Below are 652 nucleotides of genomic sequence, written 5' to 3'. Positions count from 1 at the left end.
GCCGAGCTGGACACTCATCTGGGTTGAACGATCCGTAGATGCGCATGATTTCGAGATTGGTGAGCGCGCCGCGGTATCCCTGCGCGGCGGCCTCGCAGTACCAGGCGATGCTCGCGTCTTCGTCCTTGGCGACGCCGACCCCAGTGGAATAGAGGTATCCCAGCCGCGTCTGTGCGGGCGCGTACCCTGCGGTGGCCGCCTTGCGGTACCAGTTGAACGACTGGGCCTCGTCCTTCCGCACCCCGATGCCTTTGCCGTAGATGTCGCCGAGCCGCGTCTGCGCCTGGGTGTCGCCGCGCTCTGCGGCCGCTACCAGATCTTCCACGGGGCCAAAGGCTCCCGGGCTTTGGGCCTCGCTGCACCACACCTCGTATTCGCCGCGATACAGGCAGAGCGCCATGCGGGACTGACTGACGCCGAGTTGGGATCTGTCCTGCAGCGCTGCCTTGCCGTACCACCGCTTGGCTTCATCATCGTCTTTGGCGAGACCTGCGCCGCCCCGCTGATACAGGCTGGCAAGGTTGTGCTGCCCGGCGGCAGAGCCCTGCTCGGCCGCCTTGCGCAGCCAGACCAGCGCCTGGGCGTTGTCTTGTTCCACGCCCTGTCCATTGAGATACAGCATGCCCAGATCGGACTGTGCAATCACTTCGCC

Annotated in this window: 1 protein-coding gene; it reads right to left on the bottom strand. The window is 65.5% G+C overall.

All coding sequences use genetic code 11. The annotated features are described in order from the left end of the window. The coding region (locus INT12_RS30880; RefSeq protein ID WP_193059227.1) for a tetratricopeptide repeat protein at positions 1–652 on the bottom strand (652 nt) is incomplete at both ends.

The organism is Pseudomonas sp. K8, from assembly GCF_014889455.1.
Lineage (GTDB): Bacteria > Pseudomonadota > Gammaproteobacteria > Pseudomonadales > Pseudomonadaceae > Aquipseudomonas > Aquipseudomonas veronii.
The sequence above is the reverse complement of the archived record's forward strand: the minus strand, read 5'-3'. Positions and strand labels throughout refer to the sequence as shown.